At 33.6% G+C, this 21,259-nt stretch carries 23 protein-coding genes; 20 read left to right on the top strand and 3 right to left on the bottom strand.

Going from position 1 to position 21,259, the window contains the following annotated elements; genetic code table 11:
• Window positions 1-98: 98 nt before the first annotated feature.
• From trmD to A4F88_RS15665, 3 genes are all read left to right on the top strand, one after another.
• Complete coding sequence (gene trmD, locus A4F88_RS15675) at window positions 99-779, top strand: tRNA (guanosine(37)-N1)-methyltransferase TrmD (RefSeq protein ID WP_068843582.1); 681 nt, start codon at window positions 99-101, stop codon at window positions 777-779.
• Between the two features lie 107 nt (window positions 780-886).
• Window positions 887-1,708, top strand: a complete 822-nt coding sequence (locus tag A4F88_RS15670) for an AraC family transcriptional regulator (RefSeq protein ID WP_209442831.1) — start codon at window positions 887-889, stop codon at window positions 1,706-1,708.
• 97 nt (window positions 1,709-1,805) lie between these two features.
• A complete protein-coding gene (locus A4F88_RS15665; RefSeq protein ID WP_068843580.1) occupies window positions 1,806-2,927 on the top strand; it encodes an agmatine deiminase family protein in 1,122 nt (373 codons plus the stop codon).
• A gap of 84 nt (window positions 2,928-3,011) precedes the next feature.
• Here the strand turns inward: A4F88_RS15665 and A4F88_RS15660 are convergent, their stop codons facing one another.
• Window positions 3,012-3,749: a hypothetical protein gene (locus tag A4F88_RS15660; RefSeq protein ID WP_068843579.1), complete on the bottom strand. Its 738-nt coding sequence runs from the start codon at window positions 3,747-3,749 to the stop codon at window positions 3,012-3,014.
• A 250-nt stretch (window positions 3,750-3,999) separates the two neighbouring features.
• Here A4F88_RS15660 and rplS point away from each other — a divergent pair, with 250 nt between their 5' ends.
• From rplS to A4F88_RS15575, 17 genes are all read left to right on the top strand, one after another.
• Window positions 4,000-4,350, top strand: coding sequence for a 50S ribosomal protein L19 (gene rplS, locus A4F88_RS15655; protein ID WP_068843578.1), 351 nt, complete (start codon window positions 4,000-4,002; stop codon window positions 4,348-4,350).
• A 441-nt stretch (window positions 4,351-4,791) separates the two neighbouring features.
• Window positions 4,792-5,409: a hypothetical protein gene (locus A4F88_RS15650; RefSeq protein WP_143154967.1), complete on the top strand. Its 618-nt coding sequence runs from the start codon at window positions 4,792-4,794 to the stop codon at window positions 5,407-5,409.
• A 365-nt stretch (window positions 5,410-5,774) separates the two neighbouring features.
• The gene (locus tag A4F88_RS15645; protein WP_068843576.1) at window positions 5,775-7,997 is read left to right on the top strand and encodes an NADP-dependent isocitrate dehydrogenase; all 2,223 of its coding nucleotides are present in this window, start codon (window positions 5,775-5,777) and stop codon (window positions 7,995-7,997) included.
• A gap of 437 nt (window positions 7,998-8,434) precedes the next feature.
• Entirely contained in the window at window positions 8,435-9,415 is a 981-nt protein-coding gene (locus A4F88_RS15640; protein WP_162268799.1) for a helix-turn-helix domain-containing protein, read from the top strand.
• Window positions 9,416-9,818: 403 nt separating this feature from the next.
• Window positions 9,819-12,200, top strand: coding sequence for a TonB-dependent receptor (locus A4F88_RS15635; RefSeq protein ID WP_068843574.1), 2,382 nt, complete (start codon window positions 9,819-9,821; stop codon window positions 12,198-12,200).
• 34 nt (window positions 12,201-12,234) lie between these two features.
• Window positions 12,235-13,056 (top strand): DUF4249 domain-containing protein, encoded by an 822-nt coding sequence (locus A4F88_RS15630; protein ID WP_068843573.1) that lies wholly within the window; start codon window positions 12,235-12,237, stop codon window positions 13,054-13,056.
• Window positions 13,057-13,064: 8 nt separating this feature from the next.
• Window positions 13,065-13,547, top strand: a complete 483-nt coding sequence (locus A4F88_RS15625; RefSeq protein WP_068843572.1) for a GyrI-like domain-containing protein — start codon at window positions 13,065-13,067, stop codon at window positions 13,545-13,547.
• A 4-nt stretch (window positions 13,548-13,551) separates the two neighbouring features.
• Window positions 13,552-14,004 carry a DinB family protein gene (locus tag A4F88_RS15620; RefSeq protein WP_068843571.1) on the top strand — a complete coding sequence of 151 codons (453 nt, stop codon included), beginning with the start codon at window positions 13,552-13,554 and terminating at the stop codon, window positions 14,002-14,004.
• Window positions 14,005-14,166: 162 nt separating this feature from the next.
• Window positions 14,167-14,622 carry a RidA family protein gene (locus A4F88_RS15615; protein WP_068843570.1) on the top strand — a complete coding sequence of 152 codons (456 nt, stop codon included), beginning with the start codon at window positions 14,167-14,169 and terminating at the stop codon, window positions 14,620-14,622.
• 140 nt (window positions 14,623-14,762) lie between these two features.
• Window positions 14,763-15,425 (top strand): thiamine diphosphokinase, encoded by a 663-nt coding sequence (locus A4F88_RS15610; protein ID WP_068843569.1) that lies wholly within the window; start codon window positions 14,763-14,765, stop codon window positions 15,423-15,425.
• Window positions 15,426-15,570: 145 nt separating this feature from the next.
• Window positions 15,571-16,521, top strand: a complete 951-nt coding sequence (gene rlmF, locus A4F88_RS15605; protein ID WP_068843568.1) for a 23S rRNA (adenine(1618)-N(6))-methyltransferase RlmF — start codon at window positions 15,571-15,573, stop codon at window positions 16,519-16,521.
• A gap of 57 nt (window positions 16,522-16,578) precedes the next feature.
• Window positions 16,579-16,809, top strand: a complete 231-nt coding sequence (locus A4F88_RS15600; RefSeq protein WP_068843567.1) for a hypothetical protein — start codon at window positions 16,579-16,581, stop codon at window positions 16,807-16,809.
• Complete coding sequence (locus A4F88_RS15595) at window positions 16,794-17,096, top strand: type II toxin-antitoxin system RelE/ParE family toxin (protein ID WP_068843566.1); 303 nt, start codon at window positions 16,794-16,796, stop codon at window positions 17,094-17,096. Before A4F88_RS15600 ends, A4F88_RS15595 begins: the two co-directional genes overlap by 16 nt.
• A 111-nt stretch (window positions 17,097-17,207) precedes the next feature.
• A complete protein-coding gene (locus A4F88_RS15590) occupies window positions 17,208-17,447 on the top strand; it encodes a uroporphyrinogen decarboxylase (RefSeq protein ID WP_068843565.1) in 240 nt (79 codons plus the stop codon).
• 277 nt (window positions 17,448-17,724) lie between these two features.
• Window positions 17,725-18,975: a site-specific integrase gene (locus A4F88_RS15585; RefSeq protein ID WP_068843564.1), complete on the top strand. Its 1,251-nt coding sequence runs from the start codon at window positions 17,725-17,727 to the stop codon at window positions 18,973-18,975.
• A gap of 210 nt (window positions 18,976-19,185) precedes the next feature.
• On the top strand, window positions 19,186-19,578 hold the full coding sequence (locus A4F88_RS15580; RefSeq protein WP_068843563.1) for a hypothetical protein: 393 nt from the start codon (window positions 19,186-19,188) through the stop codon (window positions 19,576-19,578).
• Between the two features lie 17 nt (window positions 19,579-19,595).
• Window positions 19,596-20,477, top strand: a complete 882-nt coding sequence (locus A4F88_RS15575; protein WP_068843562.1) for a hypothetical protein — start codon at window positions 19,596-19,598, stop codon at window positions 20,475-20,477.
• A gap of 92 nt (window positions 20,478-20,569) precedes the next feature.
• Here A4F88_RS15575 and A4F88_RS15570 read toward each other — a convergent pair whose 3' ends face one another.
• The gene (locus A4F88_RS15570; protein ID WP_068843561.1) at window positions 20,570-20,851 is read right to left on the bottom strand and encodes a helix-turn-helix domain-containing protein; all 282 of its coding nucleotides are present in this window, start codon (window positions 20,849-20,851) and stop codon (window positions 20,570-20,572) included.
• A complete protein-coding gene (locus A4F88_RS15565; protein ID WP_034868167.1) occupies window positions 20,848-21,144 on the bottom strand; it encodes a helix-turn-helix domain-containing protein in 297 nt (98 codons plus the stop codon). Before A4F88_RS15565 ends, A4F88_RS15570 begins: the two co-directional genes overlap by 4 nt.
• Between the last annotated feature and the right edge of the window lie 115 nt (window positions 21,145-21,259).

Genomic DNA, 21,259 nt, shown 5'->3' with positions numbered 1-21,259 from the left:
AATCTTCATTGCGATTTGAAGTTTTCATTTTTTAAATCTGTAAACTTCTCAAAAATTAACTTTGTATCTTTGCCACTTAGAACTATTGAAGAAAAGAAATGCGAATTGACATTATAACGATTTTGCCTGAATTATTAAGGAGTCCGTTTGAGGCTTCGATTATGAAACGTGCCATAGACAAAGGTTTGGTCGAAGTACATTTTCATAATTTGCGTGATTATACTACCAACAAACAAAAAAGTGTCGACGACTATCCGTTTGGCGGAGGTGCCGGCATGGTGATGACTGTACAGCCCATTGATGCCTGCATTACGCATTTGAAAAGCGAACGTGAATATGATGAAATTATTTATATGTCGCCAGATGGTGAAACGCTAAATCAAAAAATGGCCAATACGATGTCGATGTATGAAAACATTATCATTTTATGCGGACATTATAAGGGTGTAGATCAGCGTGTTCGAGATCACTTTATTACTAAAGAAATTTCGATTGGTGATTATGTTTTATCCGGAGGAGAATTAGGTGCTTTGGTTTTATCTGATGCTTTAATTCGATTAATTCCAGGGGTTTTAAGTGACGAAACATCAGCTTTGACCGATAGTTTTCAGGATAATTTACTTTCCGGACCTATCTATACCAGACCAGCCGATTATAAAGGATGGAAAGTTCCGGAGGTTTTAACCAGTGGTCATTTTGCCAAAATTGACAAATGGCGTGAAGATATGGCGTATGAACATACTAAAAACCGAAGACCTGATTTGCTGGAAGAAAAATAAAAACGTTTGACAGTCATTTATCAGTAATCATTTTACATGATCTGTAGTTGTAAGTATTAATTCTTAAGGTATTATTTTCTCATTACCGCTTTCTGAAAACTATGGCAATGAATGACTTTAACTTAAAACGTATCTACAATACACGGAACCATATTGAGAAACATTATAATCAGGTTATTTCAATTGGTTCTCTTGAAGATATTTCCAGTTATTCGTATAGAAATCTACAACGTGTTTTTTATTCTTTATTTAACGAAACTATTGGCGCTTATCAAACGCGTCTGAAAATAGAAAACGGCTATAAAAAACTACTATATTCAAACAAACAAATTTCAGATATTGCTCTGGAAGTAGGCTTTGCCGATGTACAGTCTTTTTCGAAAACCTTCAAAAAGCATTTTAATTGTTCTCCTTCGGTTGCCCGAAATCAAAAAGAACTTTTATTGAATGATATTCCCCAACAAACTATTTCGTGCGTTTTAAAACCTGAAATTGCTTTTATTCCGGAAATAGCAGTTTATTATGCAAGTTGCAAAACCTCTTATATCAATCCGGAAATAGAAGAACTTTGGGATACCATATTACAAAATGAATCTTCTGAACCTATTACTGATTTTTTTGGTATTATAACAGATGATATTTTGATTACCGAAAAATCCAAATGTACTTATGAAGCTTGTATATATACTAAAGGCATCATTAAGAATCTTCCCCTGAAAAAGATTTTTGGCGGCAAGTATGCCCGTTTCTTTCATCAGGGAAGTTATGAAACTTTAGAAAATACTTATCAGCAAATTTTTGGAGGATGGTTTCTGAGTCATGATATTGAGTTCTCTCATTTGCCAGTTATTGAACAATACATTAAAAATAATGAAAACTGTCGTGATCAGTCTAATTATCTAACGGCAATTTTTATTCCTCTTATATAAATTGTCCTTTTTGGACAACTTTGCAATTACAGTTTAGAAATACCTTTGCCTTGTCAGACTACCGGTAAAATGACGCTAAACTTAATATACAACTAAGATGAAAAAGTTATTTCTACCCCTATTTCTATTTCCTTTATTTTCTTCTTGTCAGCAAGACGAAGCAACAGCAAAACCCGATGAATCAAAAAATGCTGAAATTATGTATACCATGCCCGAAGAGTCTGCTCCACATGAAGGAACGTGGCTGCAATGGCCTCATCAATACCAATACGGTATTGACTATAGAAATGATTTAGATGCGACCTGGATTGCCATGACCAAATCATTAATCGAAAGTGAAAAAGTGCACATCATTGCTTATGATAATACTGAAAAAAGCAGAATTACAGCTTTATTAAAAACTGCAGGAGTTTCTCTGTCTGCTATAGATTTTAAAATATTTAAAACTGATGATGTCTGGGTAAGAGATAATGGTCCTATTTATACAAAAGACAAAAACAATCAACTGGTAATTCAGGATTGGGGTTTTAATGGCTGGGGCAAAAAAGCCGATTTTATAAACTGTAATACCATCCCTTCGCAAATTGCTGCAGATCAAAAAATAAATAAAATAGATTTAAATTCAGTCATGATTAATGAGGGAGGCGCTGTAGAAATAGACGGAAACGGTACTTTGATGGCAACCAAAAGTGCAATTCTAAATTCGAATCGTAATCCTTCGATAACGCAATCGCAAGCCGAGACAATTTTTAAAAAGTATTTAGGAACAACTCATTTTATCTGGCTTGATGGTAAAGCAGGACGAGAAATTACAGATATGCATATCGATGGTTTTGCCCGTTTTGGTAATCCAACTACAATTGTGACTATGAATGAAGATGACTTATTGTATTGGGAAGTTCCGCAAAATGACATTACAACATTGTATCATGCAAAAGACAAAAATGCTAAAGCTTATACTTTTCTAAAACTGCCTTTATCTAAAAATAATGTTGTAACAACTTATGGCAAAAAACTGGGTTACAAAGGTTCTTATGTGAATTATTATATTGGAAATACCGTTGTTTTGGTTCCTAATTATAATGATCCTAATGATAATGTAGCCAATCAACTGATTCAGCGTTTATACCCTTCCAGAAAAGTAATTGGTATTGATGTTCGCAATTTATATGCAAATGGAGGAATGATTCATTGTGTCACCCAACAACAACCTAAGTAAAATAGGTTTTGGTATTTATAGTCTCAGTTTACAGTTATAAATCTATTCAATAAAAAGTAAACACTGTAAATTGAGACTAAAACCTTACCCGTCATAATTCATCGAAGTAATCGTTCTGTTTGTCATTTCAACATCTAAAATATGATCCTGAAAAAAATCATCTCCTGCAGAAACTAAAGTATCAATGTTCCCTGAATTGGTGATTGTTATTTTAATGCTGTAAACCTCTAAAGTATCATACCAGTCGTTATTGGCTTTTTCGTCTGTAAATTCATTGTTTTGATTGTAAAACCCGATTAATTCATTTTTGCAATCTGAAAGCCAGTTAATGTGCGAGATAACAGTATCTGAATATTTTTCAATATCAGCATTTGAAAGATAAATAGAGATTCTGTCTTTTACAACTTTATTGAATATTATGATGTCGGTTTGAGGAATTTCAAATTTGTTCTGATCTTCTTCTGAGATAGTGAAATCATTTAAAGTCAGTTTTAATTGTTCTTTCTTTGCCCTGTATTTTCTAATATCCTTAATAATAAAATTGTTTTCATGCGATTTTGCCTTTTGCTCCATTACATATAATTTAGAAACCTCTTTTTTATTATTCAAATCAGCAATTTCTTTAAAAACTTCATAAGCAGATCTGTAAAAACCTAAGAGGGTATATACGTTTGAAAGCACCAAATTATCTTCTTTTTCTCTAGTGGCATTTTCTAATTCATAAAGCAGATTATAAATCTTTTCTGTACTATCTTTTGAATGATTTGATTTTCTAAATTCATTCGAAAATTCAATATATTCTTTTAAATAATTTCGCTCCATTAACTTCTCTTTTGTATCTACAATAAAACTAATATAATACTATTTTATCTTTATCAGCTAAATACAAAACCTGAAACCCGCAACTTGAAACAAAAAAAACAGCTTAACAACCAATTTATCAACAACTTAAAATATTTTATAATTTACAATTTATAATTCATAATTATTTTCTACATTTGCACCCGAATTAGACCAACCTCTGGCGAAATCCGTGAATGTTGCTCTAAATAAACAATAATATAAAATTATCATGGCAGATTTATTAAAGTTCGTTCAAAACGAATTCGTTGCTAAAAAAGATTTCCCTGAATTTGGAGCTGGAGATACTATCACAGTTTTCTACGAAATTAAAGAGGGTGAAAAAACAAGAACTCAGTTCTTTAAAGGAGTTGTTATTCAAAGAAGAGGTTCTGGTAACACAGAAACTTTCACGATTCGTAAAATGTCTGGAGCTATTGGAGTTGAGCGTATCTTCCCGGTAAACTTACCAGCTTTACAAAAAATCGAAGTGAACAAAAAAGGTGCAGTTCGTAGAGCTAGAATTTTCTACTTCAGAGAACTTACTGGTAAAAAAGCTAAGATTAAAGATAAAAGAAGATAATCATTTATCTTTTTGTCATAAAAAACTCGTTTCATATCATTTGAAACGAGTTTTTTTTTGCTCTTTCCCATTTAAATCTGGAAAAGCTATATTTTTTTATATCTCATAAAAACGCTCTCAGGTTCTAAAAATAGAATCTAAAATAATATTCAGGTTTTTATATCATATTATTTCTTACTCAAAAGAAAATCAGTCATTAAAAAAACTACTTAATTTTAATTTTAGGTACAATTATTTAAATATGTCCTAATTCAAAACAATTATGTCGTTTCCCGACAAACCTTCCTGGTTAACAAATATACCTTTGCCCCGTTTCTTTTTTAACCATTTCAAAACACAAAAGAAATACAGAGAAATAAAACGAAATATCTTATACCGTTTATTAAAAATAAAAACTAGTGTAATTCATTTCATGTGCAAAAAATAAAAAAAATGAAAAAAATGAAAAAGTTAGCGTGCATAATTGTATTAATTCAATGCGGATTTATGACAGCACAAACAAAAACAATGGTAACAATGTATGGAGAAAAAGTACAAATTAATCCAAATTCACTTGCTACCGCCAATAACGGATTAACGGCTACTAACGGCAATGTACAACTAGGCGGGTCTTTGGTACAACCAACCACATTAGCTACAAGTACTACCAATACATTAGCCCTTTCAGGCCTTCAATCCAGTGTTTCTGAAGCAGATAATTTAATCGTTGCTGACCCGACAACAGGTGTTTTAAGAACAACATCTAACTCGAGTGTTACAGGAATGCGAAATATTATACGAAAAACAAGCAACTACACTATAACTCCTGCAACAGATAACGTAATATTAGTTGATGCAGCCTCAAATAATGTAATCATTACAGTTCCTTCTGGTGTAGTTACCGGAAGAGAATTTACTATTAAACGTGTAGACACTTCAACAAATGATGTTACGATCGCATTTGGAGGAGCAAGTGGTACTGTTGACGAAACAGATACTTTTATTAGTGTTGGTAACAAAGTAACCTACAGGATTATAAATTCAGGAAATGATAAATGGCAAACTATTTCAAGATTCTAATACCGTAATTAGCCGTGAACATTCATTCTGGATAAAAAAGTCAGAACTCATGTTGATAAACAACTACTTTTAGAAAACAAATACACCAAATCGTTAGTAAATAAAAAAACTCGTTTTCATTTATTTGGAAACGAGTTTTTTTATGCCTTATTTTTAGCCAATATCAAAACTGTAATTTTTTAATATCAAAATCATCGATTTAGCAATTAAATAACTTCGAAATAAGAATCTGATAATTCCGGTATTTCTCCATAAAACTACACCGATTTCGGACTGTTTTTATTATATTTGCTCCGCTCATTCTGAGCCGACTATATCTTTTACATCGCCATTCCCTGACGATACGATTATAAAAAAAAAAAAAAATGACAAAGAATTCAAAAATCTATTACACCTTAACTGATGAGGCGCCATTGTTAGCGACTTACTCTTTTTTACCTATTGTTCAGGCCTTTACTTCTACAGCTGGTATTGCTATTGAAACAAGAGATATCTCTTTGGCTGGCAGAATTTTATCAAATTTCCCTGAGGTTCTTACAGATGCTCAAAAAACAGGAGATGCTTTGGCTGAATTAGGTCAGTTAGCAACACAGCCTGAAGCGAACATCATCAAGTTACCAAACATTTCAGCATCTGTACCGCAATTAAAAGCGGCAATTGCTGAATTGCAGTCTCACGGATACAATATTCCGAATTACCCGGAAGATCCTCAAAATGATGCTGAAAAAGAAATTAAAGCAAAATACGCTAAAGTTTTAGGTTCTGCAGTAAATCCTGTTTTACGTGAAGGTAACTCTGACCGTAGAGCACCAAGAGCAGTTAAAAACTTTGCAAAAGCAAATCCACACTCAATGGGTGCATGGTCTGCTGACTCAAAAACTAAGGTAGCTTCAATGCCAAACGGTGATTTCTACGGAAGTGAAAAATCACTTACTGTAGCAGAAGCTAATGATGTAAAGATTGAATTCGTTGCAAAAGACGGTACAACAACTGTTCTTAAAGCAAGTACTCCCCTAAAAGCCGGAGAAATAATCGACAGCTCTGTAATGCATTTAAAAGCTTTAAAAAGTTTTGTTGCTGAAGCTATTGCTGATGCCAAAAAAGAAGGAGTTTTACTTTCTGTGCACTTAAAAGCCACTATGATGAAAGTTTCAGATCCAATTATCTTTGGCGCTATCGTTGAAGTATATTTTGCAGATCTTTTCAAAAAATATGAAACTTTATTTACTGAATTAAACATTGATACCAGAAACGGTTTAGGTGATATCTATGCAAAAATTGCAGGAAGACCTGAGCAGGCTGAAGTTGAAGCTGACATTACAAAAGCAATCGAAAACGGTCCGGCTCTTGCAATGGTTAATTCTGATAAAGGAATTACAAACTTACACGTTCCTTCAGATGTTATTGTTGATGCTTCTATGCCGGCAATGATCCGTACTTCTGGTCAGATGTGGAACAAAGAAGGCAAAGCGCAAGATACAATTGCAGTTATTCCGGATCGTTCTTATGCCGGAGTTTATACTGCAACAATTGATTTCTGTAAAAAACACGGTGCTTTTGATCCAAAAACAATGGGAAGTGTTCCAAACGTTGGATTAATGGCTCAAAAAGCAGAAGAATACGGTTCTCACGACAAAACTTTCCAAATGAAAGCTGACGGTGTTGTTCGTGTTGTAGATACAAACGGAAATGTTTTAATGGAGCAAAACGTTGAAGCAAATGACATTTTCAGAATGTGTCAGGCAAAAGACGCTCCTATTCAGGACTGGGTTAAACTAGCTGTAAACAGAGCTCGTTTATCAAGCACTCCAGCAGTTTTCTGGTTAGACGAAAACAGAGCGCATGACAGAGAACTAATTGTAAAAGTTCAAAAATACCTTAAAGATTACGATACTACAAACTTAGATATTCGCATCTTAAACCCGGTTGCTGCTACAGAATTTACTTTAGACAGAATCATCAAAGGTTTAGACACTATTTCTGTAACAGGAAACGTTTTACGTGATTACCTGACAGATCTATTCCCTATTTTAGAATTAGGAACATCAGCAAAAATGTTATCTATCGTTCCATTAATGAATGGTGGCGGATTGTTCGAAACCGGTGCAGGAGGTTCTGCTCCTAAACACGTTGAACAATTTACTGAAGAAGGATATTTACGTTGGGATTCATTAGGAGAGTTTTTAGCTCTTGGTGCTTCATTAGAACATTTAGGACAAACTTTAAACAACTCTAAAGCAATTGTTTTATCTGAAACTTTAGATGAAGCTAATGATAAATTCCTTGCAAACGATAAATCTCCGGCTCGTAAAGTAGGACAAATTGATAACCGTGGTTCTCATTTTTACCTTGCTTTCTATTGGGCTCAGGCTTTGGCAGCTCAAAATAAAGATGCTGAATTAAAAGCGATCTTTACTCCAATTGCTGCTGAACTCGAAGCTAACGAAGCTAAAATCGATGCTGAATTAATTGGTGCACAAGGAAAACCTCAAACTCTTGGCGGTTATTACCAGCCAACTCCGGAGTTAGTAAGTAAAGCAATGCGCCCAAGCGAAACATTCAATACTATTATTGCTAAAATAAAATAGTAAAAAACTTTTTTACAAAACTGCATTCAATAAAAAAAAGGACAATTTAAACAATTGTCCTTTTTTTGTTTTTTAGAAGCTTACGACCAACATGTTTCCCCCTCTTTAATGTAAGCTACTATATTAGAGATGTTCTACAGAATATTTCTCCTTCATGAAACCTATAACAGCAGCATATACTATTTTTATTAGATCATACAATACATACATTTTATTTTCCAACAGCACAAAGCATAATAAGTTAAAACAGAACCAAAACATATAACATTTTTTTTGCTTTTTTAAGAATTAATTATGTAGTAATTGCATTAAATTTGTAGTTATTTTCAGTAATAAAGAGAGGTTATTTTTAAGTTTGACGTAATTTTACTACAAATTTTTATTATCCTTTATTTTCAAAATTATTACTGGTTTTATTAATGACAAATATTTCTTACATGAAAAAGATTGAACATTTTTATGGTGCAGATTTAAGTTGGGTAGAACATTTTGCACAACAATATGGAGGTAAGGTTGAAGGAAATTTCATTATTGGACCAGACGATATACTCTCTGGAACAAGATATTTTTACAACGATGAAAGGGGCATAACTGTATTATACATTGATGTTGAATATAAAAAAGATGTGCATTTCATACAAAAAAATATAAATAAAGATTTTGTTGGTTTATATTACAATCTTACTGAGGGCGAAGCTATGATTTCCGGAGACGATTATTTTTTCGATATGGGCAGATGGCAATATAACCTGGCCGCAATAGATGGAAGTTTAGAATCACATTATAAAGTAAAAGCCGGCAGTAAAACATTTGCGCTTTGTATATTTATAAAGAAGAGCAATATTGAAAAATATGCTAAAAATAATAATATTGTATTCACTAATCTTGACAAAATAGTTGACCCTGCAAAAAATACAATCATTCGGTTTGACAGAATGAGCAACGAGAGTTTTCATCTATTGGAGGATTTGAAAAAATTAACTGTAGGTAACGAGATTTTTAACTTAAATCTGATTGGAACTGCTCACCTTTTGATGTCAAACTATTTAAAAAAAATAGCATCAAAACGAATTATATTACAAACAGTTAACGATTCAGACTTAGAAAGTATAATTAACATACAAATGTTTTTAATTGAACATATTAAAGAACAATTTCCTCACATTCAAAATATGGCAAAAAAAGCAAATATGTCTGAGTCAAAATTCAAAACTTTATTTAAAAAAATCACAGGAGAAACACCAAATGTATTTTTTATGAGTAATAAATTATTATTGGCAAAAGAAATGCTTGAAAAAAAACAACTTACCGTTTCACAGATTTCAGATCAGCTTAGTTTTAAAAATCAATCCTATTTTTCAACAAAATTCAAAGAGTATTTTGGAGTATCTCCTACTGTATTTTTAAAGCAATTGTAAAAATTTTGGACTCATCAAGTAATCCACAACTTTTTAAAAAGCATCGTTAGTTAGAAAAAATAATTTTAGGATTTGAAATCCCGGATTTTCAAACCTTCCCTTTTTCAATAATAACTAATTGAATTTCAAAACAATAAAACAAAATCCTTTATATTAAATCAAGAATATCTTTTTTTAGATTTATAATAATCTTTCTATACACTGGAGCTGGCTCTGCCTATTTAGTGCTATTTAGTTCATAAAATAAATCCCTTTTATAATCTTAAAATAAAAATCAAACTTAGATTAAAAAACAAGCATGTAAACCTGTAACAAAATCAGGCTTTTCTTAACTAATGTTTAACAAACGTTCTGCGAAAATATTTAGTAAGAATTATTAACTATGTGTTTCAAAATCAAGACAATGATTACAAAAAAAACGGGCTTCTTTTTTATACTCCTTTTAACAGCATTAAATACCTTTTCTCAGGAAAAATTTACCCTCAGCGGCACCATTAGTGATTTTAAAAACAATGAGACCTTAATTGGGGTAAATGTTTACATTCCGGCTCTGAAAATTGGAACAACTACCAACGAATACGGTTTTTATTCTATTACAGTTCCTAAAGGTGAACATCAAATAGAAATTAGTTATCTTGGTTATCAAACCCTTCAAAAAACAATCGTTTTAAAACAAAATACCAAAAGTAATTTTGCTATTAATGAAAGTGGCGAAGAACTTCAGGAAGTTGTAATTACAGACAACAAAGGCAAAATAAATATTAAATCGCCTGAAATGAGTGCCAATAAACTTTCTATTGCCACCATTAAAAAAATGCCTGTTGTAATGGGAGAAGTCGATGTTTTAAAATCAATCTTGTTACTTCCCGGCGTTACCAATGCAGGCGAAGGCGCTTCGGGATTCAATGTACGTGGTGGCGGTGCCGATCAAAACCTGATTTTGCTGGATGAAGCTACTATATTTAACTCTTCTCACGTATTTGGATTCTTTTCTGTTTTTAATCCCGATGCCATAAAAGACCTGAAATTGTATAAAGGCGGAATTCCGGCACGTTATGGCGGAAGAGCTTCTTCTGTTCTTGACATCTATCAAAAAGACGGAAACAGTAAAGAATTTCACGCCAGTGGCGGAATCGGATCTATTACAAGCAGAATTCTTCTCGAAGGTCCTTTGGTAAAAGACAAAGGCTCGTTCTTAATTGGCGGAAGAGCTTCCTATGCTCATTTATTTTTAAAATTGTCAGAAGAGCAAAAAAACAACTCAGCTTATTTTTATGATTTAAACACAAAATTAAGTTATAAACTAAATGACAATAACAGCCTGTATATGTCCGGTTATTTTGGTCGTGATGTTTTCAGGTTAAACAAAAGTTTTTCGAATATTTATGGCAATTCTACTTTAAACCTGCGTTGGAATCACTTGTATTCTGATAAGTTATTTTCGAATTTATCTTTGATTTACAGTGATTACTACTATGGTCTCGACTTGGATTTTGTAGGCTTCAAATGGGATTCAGGAATTAAAAATTACAATATCAAATACGATTTCAAAAATTACATCTCAGATAAATTCAAATTAAACTATGGCTTAAACGGAATTTATTATGAGTTTAATCCCGGAACCATCAAACCAAGTAATGAATCGTCAGGAATTAATCCCGATCAGTTAGACAAAAAATACGCTTTTGAACCTTCTGTTTATGTAGAAGCAGAAAATCAGCTTTCGAAAAAATTCACTGTTTCTTACGGATTACGTTACAGCTTATTTTACCGTTTAGGAGCTTCTACTATTAATTATTACGATAATAACAATCCCGTAATCTTTAATACCGATATGCAGATTTATGAAAAAGCAACTCCCACTTCGACTAAATATTTCGGCAAAAACAAAGAAATACAGAGTTATAACAATTTAGAACCACGATTTTCAGCTTCTTATCAATTAAATGATGATGAATCTATTAAAGCAAGTTATAACCGAATGGCACAATATCTTCAATTGATTTCAAATACCTCATCGCCTACTCCGCTGGATGTCTGGATGCCAAGTGACAATTACATCAAACCACAAATTGCAGATCAGGTAGCTTTAGGTTATTTTAGAAACATACAAAACGGTGCTTATTCTGTAGAAGTTGAAACCTATTACAAAAAAATTAAAAACAGACTGGATTATATCGATGGTGCTGATTTAATTGCCAATGATGCCATCGAGCAGGTAATCTTAAACGGACGCATGCGATCTTATGGTGTCGAATTTCTGCTAAAGAAAAACGAAGGTAAATTTAACGGCTGGATATCCTATACTTTATCAAAATCTGAGCAGCAGACTCCCGGACGAACTCCTGACGAAATAGGAATTAATAATGGTCAGTGGTACAATTCTGCCTATGACAAAACACATAATTTAGCGGTAACATCAGCCTATACTTTAAATGATAAATGGTCTTTTGGAGCCAACTTTGTTTTACAATCAGGTCAGCCGGTTACTTATCCAAACGGGCAATACGAATATTTAGGCATCACCGTTCCGAGTTACGGATTACGAAATGAAAACCGTTTACCTGCGTACCATCACCTGGATGTTTCGGCAACTTTGACTCCTAAAAAAAATAAGGACAGAAAATGGAAAGCCGAATGGGTTTTTAGCATTTACAATTTGTACAATCGCCAAAATGCTGCCTCAATCAATTTCCGTCAGAATGTAGATAGTGGCGCAAATGAAGCCGTTCAAACTTCAATTTTCGGAGTTGTGCCTGCTGTAACTTATAATTTTAAATTTTAAATCACTTTCTGTAAAAGAAAACAAAAGATATATCATGAAAAAAGCAAGCTTACTTATCCTACTTTTTACATCCATTTTCTTCACAGGTTGTGAGGAAGTTGTAAATGTAGATCTCGATACCGCACCTCCAAAATTAGTCATAGAGGCCGCTATAAACTGGCAAAAAGGAACTACAGGAAAACAGCAAACCATAAAATTAACTACCACAACCGGTTATTTTCAAAATGTAATTCCTACTGTTTCAGGAGCAACTGTTTTTATCAAAAACAGTCAAAATGAGCAATTCAATTTTACCGAAGTTCAAAAAACCGGACGATATGTTTGCAACAACTTCAAACCTGTAATTAACGAAGTTTACACGCTGACTGTAATTAACAACGGAATCACTTACAATGCTACCGAAACAATGAAATCTGTCGCGCCAATAACACGTGTTGAACAAAATAATCAGGGAGGTTTTACAGGAAAAGATATTGAAACCAAAGCTTTTTTTAATGATCCTGCTGATGCAGATAATTTTTATTTGTTTAAATATGTATATTCGAATAAAGTTACCTCAACCTATTATGTTACCGAAGATAAATTCTTCCAGGGCAACGAATATTTCAGTTCATCAGACGATGACGATTTAAAAATTGGGGATGAGGTCGAAATGACACATTACGGAATTTCAAAACAATACTACAACTACATGAGTATTTTGGTTAGTATTGCCGGAAGCAATGTTGGAGGGCCTTTTCAATCGCCGCCTGCAACTGTAAAAGGAAACATCATTAATATAAATGACAAGGCAAATTACCCCTTAGGTTATTTTTCACTAAGCGAAACAGACTATAAAAAATATAAAATTCAATAATCAGTAAGATGGAAGCGAGAATTGAGACTTTGACAGAGAAAAAGCTTATTGGAAAGCATATTGATATGTCGTTTATCGAAAATAAAACATTTCAATTATGGAATGGCTTTATGCCAAAACACAAAGAAATCAAGAATGTAGTAGATTCTAACTTATACTCGCTTGAAGTTTTTCCTGCTAACTATTTCGACAATTTTGATGCCAATAATATCTTTCAAAAATGGGCAGCAGTCGAAGTTTATCATTTTGATGAAATTCCTTCCGGAATGGAAACTTTAATCATTCCAACCGGATTATATGCGGTTTTTGTTCACAAAGGACCACAAAGCGAAGGACATAAAACCTATCATTCTATTTTTGTAGAATGGCTTCCCAATTCACAATATACAGTAGACGAAAGACCACATTTTGCTGTAATGGGTGATCAGTACAAAAAAGAAGATCCCGATTCTGAAGAAGAAATCTGGATTCCAATCAAAAATAAAATCTAGAATCATGCTAATCGAAACCTTAAAATCGCTTTTCAACCGGGATCTCAATAAGTTAAAAGTCGAAATCGAATCTTATCAAAACGAGAACCAGATTTGGGCAATTGATAAAAACATCTCTAATTCCGGCGGAAATCTTTGTCTTCATCTCATGGGAAACATAAACACCTATATTGGTGCCGAACTTGGAAAAACAGGTTATATAAGGGATCGTCCTTTAGAATTTTCATTAAAAAATATTCCAAAATCAGAACTGCTGTCTAAAATTGATGAAACCATCATAATCGTAAATGACACACTTGATCGTTTAACCCATGCTGATTTAGAAGCTATTTATCCGCAAATTGTATTCGAAAAAGAAATGACAACAGGTTTCTTTTTAGTACATCTTTCGACACATTTGGCCTATCATTTAGGACAAATTAATTACCATCGAAGATTATTGGATATCGCATCCTGATATACGATCTTATATTCCCATTTTTAAATTTAAGTCACAGTTTTTCAATAAATCCAATTGAAAAACTGTGACTTAAACTTTTTTAAACCCTCAACATATGTAAAGGCACAGCAATTAGAATTAAGCAAACTTTGCAGATAATTAATTCAAAATTTCTACAACATGAAACAGTTTCTGCTTACTCTCTTTTCATTTTGCGCCTTTACTTCAAAAGCACAAACCTTTAAAAATCCCGACTCGTTATTCGATCCAACTCCATATGGTTTTAGTCATGCATCATCAGTTTCTACACCAGGAGAATTAGTCTATATCTCCGGACAAAGTGGTGGTTCAGGAAAAAATCATACTTTAAGCAACAGTTTTAGAGAACAGACCCAGGTTGCCTTACAAAACATTGTTACTGTTCTGGACAGTTACCATCTAAAACCGGAAAACATCATGAAAATAACCATTCTGATTGTAGATCATTCACCCGAAAAACTAACAATATGGAATGAAGAAATTAGAAAAATATGGCAAAACAAACCATTCCCCGCAAGCACCTTAATTCCAGTACCTAAATTAGCTATAAACGGAATGCTAATCGAAGTCGATGCCATCGCTTTCAAAACAAAGTAATTTTATTTTTACCATTAAGACCGTAAGAAAGTTAGGTTTTCCTGCTAAATGAAACTTAATATCTTAATGGTAAAAAAAATCTACCCTCTAAAATCGTATCCTTTCGTACATTTGCAGCACATTTCAAATCAAAAAACTAAATGTCTTCACACCATATTGTACGCGACGACCAGGAACCCGCTTTAATTATTGCCAACGGAGCAGCATGCAATCCCGAATTATTAGGGCAATTACTCGAATGGTCGCCACTCGTTATCGTGTTAGATTCTGCCATCGAACGAGTTATTGAATTAGGCATAAAAGTCGATGTTCTTTTAGGTGATTTCGACCGTGGTTTTGATCCTGAAATCTACAAAACTTCACAATATCCAATCGAAATTGTACACACACCGGATCAGGATAAAACCGATTTAGAGAAAGCTTTTGATTATTTAATCGACAGAAAAATTCCTGCTGTAAACGTAGTCTGGGCGACAGGAAAACGTGCAGATCATACCATAACGAACCTTACCAATATCGTTCGTTACCGTAATTTGCTTAAAATTGTCATTCTCGACGATCATTCTAAAATATTCCTATTGCCTCATAAATTCGAGAAATGGTATACCGCAAGAACACCAATTTCCTTAATCCCAATTGGTGTCGTTAATGGCATTTCGTCTGCCAACTTACAATATCCGTTGCAAAATGATACCTTAACCATTGGTTACCGAACTGGCAGCAGCAATGCCGTTCTGCAAGATGGTCTTGTGACCATAACCCATACCGATGGCGATTTATTACTCATGGAATGTATGGATTAGGAGCTGTTTCCTGCTGTTCGCTATATCTTTTCCCGGCTAAATAAGCCGGAAAAAGGATGCCGCTTCCATCAGGGCTATGGCAATCGTTTTCATAATTACCTTTTCCTCCAAAAGGAATGACTATCTTTGCACGGAAATTTACAAGATGAAAGCAACAGACAATTCCGAAAAAAACAATTTACACCCTCGAAACCTTCACCGTTCACGTTATGATTTCGATCTCCTTATTGCGAATTGTCCTGAACTAAAAGCACATGTTGCCATCAATGTACACGGAATCGAAACAATCGACTTTAGTAATCCTTTAGCAGTAAAAGCGCTTAATAAAGCACTATTACAAACCTATTACGATATTCAAAACTGGGATATTCCTAAAAATTACCTTTGTCCTCCCATTCCCGGAAGAACAGATTATATTCATTATCTAGCCGATTTACTGGCAGAAACCAACAACGGAATTATTCCGCAAGGATCTTCAGTTTTAGGATTAGATATCGGAACAGGTGCCAATTGCATCTATCCTATTTTAGGGCATGCAATTTACGACTGGAGTTTCGTAGGAACTGATATCGACCAAAAAGCAATAGAAAATTGCAGCAGAATTATTGAAGCAAATCCAGGACTAATTGATGCTGTAAGTTTACAGCAACAAACTGAATCCCGCTTTATTTTTAAAAACATCATCACACCAGAGGATCGTTTTACCTTTACCATGTGTAATCCGCCTTTTCACGCTTCAGAAGAAGAAGCCAACAAAAGCACTTCCAGAAAAGTTTCGAATCTCAATCCAAAGGAAAAGAAAAACTTAAATCCTGTCTTAAATTTTGGAGGACACAATGCCGAATTATGGTGTAATGGCGGTGAAATTGGTTTTGTTACCCAAATGATTTACGAAAGTGCAAAATTTGCTATGCAATGTTTATGGTTTACTACACTGGTTTCAAAAAAAGAAAACCTTTCGAACATTTACAAAACGCTGAATAAAGTAAATGCCTCTTCCATCAGAACAATTGATATGGCACAAGGCCAGAAAACCAGCAGAATTGTAGCCTGGACTTTTTTAAGTGAAGCACAACAAAAAGCTTGGAGATTTTAAGAATAATAAATATTAAATATTAATTTTTGTTTTGTAACTTAGACTAAATTATATGTTATGAACACTCTGGAACTAAAAAATAGCTTAATTTCTGAAATTGAAAAAATTGATGATGATGCATTTTTATCAGCATTAAAAACTATTTTAGATAGTCGCAAACCTTCTCCTAAAAATTATTTAGAACAATATAATGAAGATTTAAAAGTTGCCGAAGAGGATATTCAAAGCGACAATTTTTATACTCATAATCAAGTTAAGGATAAAATTGAGCAATGGAAAAAGAAATAATTTGGTCAAAAACTGCTCAAAATCAGCTTGAAAAAATTTACTTCTATTTATATAAAGAAACAAAAAGCAAAAACATTCCAAACAAAGTAATTGACAACATTTATAATTCTGTTACTATTCTAAGTACTAGTTGGGAGATTTACGAATTGGATGAAATGAAAATTTCTAATAACGGAAATTATCGTGCTTATGAAATTTATAGCTACAGGATAACTTATAAAGTTACTTCAAAAGAAATTCACATTCTAAGAATTAGGCATACAAGTCGAAACCCTAGAAATCTATGATTAGATTTTTCAAGAAAACATATCTTACATCCATATAACTGATTTTCAAAGCTGAACTTGATTTTATTATTTGTTTTTGGTAAATTTACCTAAAGCACTTAATATCAGGTCATGGCAGAATATATTGGTTATCTCGCATCATTTTTTATCGTAGGCGGATTTTTACTGAAAGATCTCCGAACAATCCGGTTTATTAATATGTTTGGATGCATTTGTTTTGTAGTTTACGGTATCTTCTTAAAAGATTATAAAGATGTACATCAATGGCTGTTACCCGTTATTATTCCAAACGCCATTTTAGCATTGGTACAAGTATATCATTTAACCGCAAAAAGAAGTAAAACATTATAATTATGATACTTTAAAATAAAGTTTCAGTAAAAATACATTAAAGATTAATAACAGGCAAAACGGTTGTAAATAAAGGCTTTACAGCCGTTTTGTGATTTTTTGGTAATGAGGTAAAAAGCAGGAAAAAGCAAGGTTTGGCAAAAGTAAGGTTACTAAAACGTTACTTTTAAATATTAGAAACAATCGTTTTAAAATACTGTATTTCAGCTTTCTGCACAGTTTTTCATATTGTTCCGTAGCTCACATAGGTTTAATTTTATCATTAAGAATTGTGAGTATGGAAACGACAAAAAAATCAACGTTTAAGGTGCTTTTCTACCTTAAAAAGACCGCCCCGAAGAAGAACGGGAAAGTTACGGTTATGTGCAGGATTACCGTAAACGGCAAACAATCTGCATTCAGTGCCAAGTTGGATATTTCCGCAACAAATTGGGATTTGAAGTACGGCAGGGTTTTAGGTAAAAGCCGAGAAGCCCAAGAAACAAACAGCAAACTTGACAAAATCCGTTCAGGTATTGAGGAATGCTATTCCAAAATTCTGAAGAACGAGGGGGCTGTAAACAGTGCTAAACTTAAAAATGCCTTCCTCGGTATGGAAAGCGGAGAAATGACCTTTTTCAAGTTTTATGAACAGTTTTTATCCGACTATGAGAAAAAGGTCAATAGCGGACTTCGGGTAAATGGAACACGAAGTAAGTATAAAACACTATTAAGACATCTTCGCAATTTTGCACTTACAAAATACGGTTACTCCGATGTGTCTTTTAACGACCTTACTCCTGATTTTGTACAGGATTTTGATTACTACCTGCGTGATGACCAAAGTTTGACACACAATACCATCTGGCTGTATATGATTGGCTTTACCACGCTTTGCCGATTGGCAATGAGCAGAAAACATCTTGCCTTTAACCCGTTCAGCGAGTACAAGAACACCAAAAAGGACAAAGACCGTGGTTATCTGCTACGGAACGAATTGGAACAGCTCGTAACATTCAACTGCGAGAAAAAAAAAGATGAATTGGTGAAAGATTTGTTTGTTTTCAGTTGCTTTACAGGACTTTCTTATTCAGATATGAAAGGACTTAAAAACAGCAATATCCAAGATTTCTTTGACGGCAATCAATGGATTATTGTACGTAGAAAGAAAACGGCTACATCTTCAAATGTGATGCTGTTGGACATTCCCAAAATGATTATCGAGAAATATGCAGGATTTTCAAAAGATGGAAAGGTATTTCCTGTACCCTCAAATACAGTCTGTAATGACAGCCTAAAGAGAATATCACAACTGATTGACTGCCTGAAAGAAAAGAAAGTAACCTTTCACTTGGCACGTCATACGTTTGCCACGCTGTTTTTGAGCGAAGGTGTTCCGCTCGAAAGTTTGAGCAAGATGTTAGGGCATAAAAATATTGCTACCACACAGATTTACGCTAAGATACTCAACGAGAAAGTTGGAAAAGATATGCAAAAAGTATCACATAAATTTAAAGGTTTGGAACAGTCTTTTGTTTCACAACTCTAAAATCAATACTTACAGCGATTTAAAAAAAGTCAATATTTAGATATTGGCTTTTTTTGTATTTTAGCTATTTATAAAAATTAAACTCTCACATTAGTTGAGTAAAACCAACCTATTTAGTTCTATTGGCGAGATATTGTGAGAGGTATAAACAAATTTCGGGTCAACATAATAAACGACACATTCAAAATAAACACGGATAACAACAGATTAATGAAGATATTTTTTTTAACATCGATTTTTGCATTAACGACAATGCTAACTTTTGCTCAAAGCACATCCCAACCTCCTACTCAAAATATTTCTACGGATAGCACTGTTGTCTATCGGCTCTTTGCTACAAATAATACGTATAATTTTATCAAATTAAATACGAGAAATGGACAAATGTGGCAAGTCCAATGGAGCCTAAAAGACAATCAATTTGAGACTACGCTATCTGACATTTCACGGGTAACTAAAGATGAAGAGAAGAATGGTAGATTTTTTCTTTATCCAACAACAAACACATATAACTTCATTTTGCTTGACCAAATAGACGGTAGAGCGTGGCAGGTACAATGGAACTTTGACGCAGAAAAAAGAATGGTAACTCGAATATATTAAATCAATATGGTTAAAGTATGTTGACATATAACGAACGTATCGAATTAAGGGAAAAGTTGAGTAATGGAGAAATTTCATTAAAACTTGCCAAGGAACTGTATTGGAAAGATTACAAAGAAGGACAACGGTCTTGGCACACAAAAGACTGGAAGGAAAGACGAGCTAAAATTCTTAAAGAAAAATGCGAAATATGTGATAGTGTAGACACTTTAACTATTCAGCATCTTTCTCATCCAAAGAAATATTCCGACTACGAAAGAGAGATAACAATAAAATACACTCAAATTTTTAAAGAAACTAATTCTGACATTGATAAATCGGAATTTAAGAAACATATTGTAAACAACTATGATTACATAGCTGTTCCTTTATGCCTAAATTGTGGAGACAACCGTCCTAACAAGAGAGTGAGAAAACTACCGCAATATCGTTGTTCGGTATGCAAACACGAGTTTGATGAACCAATTTATAAATCGTTAGAAGAACTAATCACAATTTTTTATACGGATGAAGAAGCTCTTGATGTTCGAGACAAATGTTTTGTATCAAAAGACAAATGGAAAAACAACCACAATTTATCAAATATAAAATATTGGTTTCAAAGAGAAGACGCTAAAACCAAAAATGAAGAAATCATTGGAAAAGAAGCATTTTTACTCTACTTAACTGACGACATAAAATATCTTTCATTTGAAGACACGATAACCGCATGTAGAAGATGTGCTTCTAATTATGATTTAAAAAATATGGAGTTATGCCCTAATTGTAAAGTACATTACAAAGGCATTCAGTATCCAACTTGCATACAATGCCTGCCCGAAGACAGACGAAAAGCTGCATTAGAAATGATTGAATTTGGAAAAGAATGGCGAGCAATGCATGACAAACTTGGAATTTAATCTACACGTTTATAAAACAACACAGCCCACCGCTTTAAGTCAGTGGGCTGTTTCTTTAATTGACCGATACGGTTACAGTTTCAAACAATAGGCTAACGCTGATAATTATCTTCCAATACTTTTACAATATCGCTTTCACGGAAAAGGATTTTCCGTTCGAGTTTGATAAAAGGTATCAGTCCGTCATCTCTGTACTGTTGCAACGTCCGTTTGCTAATGTGTAGCATCTCGCAAACCTGTTCGCCTGAAAGGTAGATTTCCCCTTTTAAGAGTGGGTGGAAATATTCCCTGATATACAGCAGTTCATTTTTGATGCCTACCACAGCTTCGAGCAGAACAAGCATATCCTCGTTTGAATTTACAATCTGTTTCATTTCTTTTGCTTTTTTGATGGTCGCTCTCCCTGCATAAGTAATTCCACTTCGGATAACCTGAAATACGTCTTCCGATTGATTTGCGTTGCCCCAAGAATGCCTTTAACCCTGTACGTCTGCAATGTTCTTTTGCTGATATTGAGCAGTTGGCAGACTTCCTGTTGGTCGAGCCATTTCGTTGCCTGTTGCAATGCTTTGTATGGTGCAGTCATTTCCGCTATCAAATTGGAAACTTCCTTAACTTCCCCATGCAATGCTTTTAAAATCTGAATGTCTAAAACTGTTATTTCCATATCTGCATCATTTAAACCTCGAAAATAAAAGCTATTGACATAGGTTATTCTAATGTTGTAGTCAATGGCGGTATTTGGCGTGCAGTTGCCAAATACTCGACTATAATCCCAATTT

It is taken from the genome of Flavobacterium chilense (genome assembly GCF_001602525.1).
Lineage (GTDB): Bacteria > Bacteroidota > Bacteroidia > Flavobacteriales > Flavobacteriaceae > Flavobacterium > Flavobacterium chilense.
Note: the sequence above shows the minus strand (reverse complement) of the source record. Positions and strands in the feature narration are given on the sequence as shown.